Annotated in this window: 2 protein-coding genes; both read left to right on the forward strand. The window is 71.5% G+C overall.

Going from position 1 to position 2,274, the window contains the following annotated elements; all coding sequences use genetic code 11:
- The coding region (locus tag EF918_RS34970) for a vitamin B12 dependent-methionine synthase activation domain-containing protein (RefSeq protein WP_185922080.1) at positions 1–1,292 on the forward strand (1,292 nt) is incomplete at its 5' end.
- Positions 1,293–1,331: 39 nt separating this feature from the next.
- Positions 1,332–2,261 (forward strand): methylenetetrahydrofolate reductase [NAD(P)H], encoded by a 930-nt coding sequence (gene metF, locus EF918_RS34975; protein WP_125652881.1) that lies wholly within the window; start codon positions 1,332–1,334, stop codon positions 2,259–2,261.
- The last annotated feature ends 13 nt before the right edge of the window (positions 2,262–2,274 follow it).

A 2,274-nucleotide genomic window follows, 5' to 3' on the forward strand; every position in this document is an offset into this window, starting at 1 on the left:
CGGAGGGCAAGGGCACGATCGTGCTGGCCACCGTCCGCGGGGACGTCCACGACATCGGCAAGAACCTCGTCGACATCATCCTGTCCAACAACGGCTACAACGTCGTCAACCTCGGCATCAAGCAGCCCGTCTCCGCCATCCTCGACGCCGCCCAGGAGCACAGGGCCGACGTCATCGGCATGTCCGGTCTCCTCGTGAAGTCCACCGTGATCATGAAGGAGAACCTGGAGGAGCTGAACTCCCGCGGCATGGCGGCCGACTACCCCGTCATCCTCGGCGGCGCCGCCCTCACCCGCGCCTACGTCGAGCAGGACCTGCACGAGATCTACCAGGGAGAGGTCCGCTACGCCCGCGACGCGTTCGAGGGCCTGCGCCTGATGGACGCCCTGATGGCCGTCAAGCGCGGCGTCCCCGGCGCCACCCTGCCCGCACTCAAGCAGCGCCGCGTCGCCAAGCGGGACACCCCGCTGATGGTCTCGGAGCCCGAGCGGGGCGGCCGGTCCGACGTGGCCGTGGACAACCCGGTGCCGGCGCCGCCGTTCTGGGGCACCCGCGTCATCAAGGGCATCCCGCTCAAGGACTACGCCTCCTGGCTGGACGAGACCGCGCTGTTCAAGGGCCAGTGGGGCCTGAAGGACGCCGCCACCATCGACAGCGACGGCCGGCCCCGGCTGCGCGGCTGGCTGGACCGGCTGCACACGGACGGGCTCCTGGAAGCGGCCGTCGTGCACGGCTACTTCCGCTGCGTGTCCAAGGGCGACGACCTGATCGTCCTGGACGAGGACGGCGGCGAGCGCACCCGGTTCACCTTCCCCCGCCAGCGCCGCGGCCGCCGGCTGTGCCTGGCCGACTTCTTCCGCCCCGAGGAGTCCGGCGAGACCGACGTCGTCGGCTTCCAGGTGGTGACCGTGGGCAACCGGATCGGCGAGGAGACGGCCCGGCTGTTCGCCGCCGACTCCTACCGCGCGTACATGGAGCTGCACGGCCTGTCCGTCCAGCTCGCCGAGGCCCTCGCCGAGTACTGGCACGCCCGGGTCCGCAGCGAACTGGGCATCGCCGCCTCCGACCCGGCGTCCATGGACGGCATGTTCCGCACCGAGTACCAGGGCTGCCGCTACTCGCTCGGCTACCCCGCCTGCCCCGACCTGGAGGACCGCGCCAAGATCGCGGACCTGCTGCGGCCGGAGCGGATCGGGGTGGTGCTGTCCGAGGAGTTCCAGCTCCACCCCGAACAGTCCACCGACGCGATCGTGGTCCACCACCCCGAGGCGAACTACTTCAACGCCCGCTGAGCACGCCCTGCCGATCCCCGTACGGAAAGGAGTCGATCCATGCCGGCAGCCCTGGCCGCCACCATCGAACGCCCCCGCACGTCGCCGACCCCCAGTGTCCGAGAGCTGCTGGCCGAGGGCCGCAAGAGCTTCTCCTTCGAGTTCTTCCCGCCGAAGACGGAGGCCGGCGAGCGCACCCTGTGGAAGGCGATCCGCCGGATCGAACCGCTCGCCCCGTCGTTCGTCTCCGTCACCTACGGCGCGGGCGGCTCCTCCCGGGACCGCACCGTCGAGGTCACCAAGCGGATCGCCGCCGAGACCACCCTGCGGCCCGTCGCCCATCTGACGGCCGTCGGGCACTCGGTGGCCGAGCTGCGGCACATCATCGGCCAGTACGCGGACGCCGGCATCCGCGACGTGCTGGCGCTGCGCGGGGACCCGCCGGGGGACCCCAAGGGGGAGTGGACCCCGGAGCCGGACGGCTTCCGGCACGCCCACGAGCTGGTCAGCCTGATCCGGCAGCTCGGCGACTTCACCGTCGGTGTGGCGGCCTTCCCCGAGCGGCACCCCCGGTCGCCCTCGTGGACCGAGGACGTCCGCCACTTCGCGGCCAAGTGCCGGGCCGGCGCCGACTACGCCATCACCCAGATGTTCTTCCACGTCGAGGACTACCTGCGGCTGCGGGACCGGCTGGCCGCCGTCGGCTGTCTGACGCCGATCATCCCGGAGATCATGCCGGCCACCGACCACCGGCAGATCGCCCGGTTCGCCGAGCTGAGCGACGCCCGGTTCCCCGAGCAGCTCGCCGCCCGGCTGGAGGCCGCCCAGGACGACCCGGCCGACGGGCACCGGATCGGCGTGGAGTACGCGACGTGCATGGCCGAACGGCTGCTCGCCGAGGGGGCGCCGGGCCTGCACTACATCACCCTCAACAAGTCCACCGCGACTCTAGAGATCCATCAGAACCTGGACCTGGGCCCGCACACCTGACCCACCCCCGTCC

The sequence above is a fragment of the Streptomyces sp. WAC06614 genome (genome assembly GCF_003949795.1).
Lineage (GTDB): Bacteria > Actinomycetota > Actinomycetes > Streptomycetales > Streptomycetaceae > Streptomyces.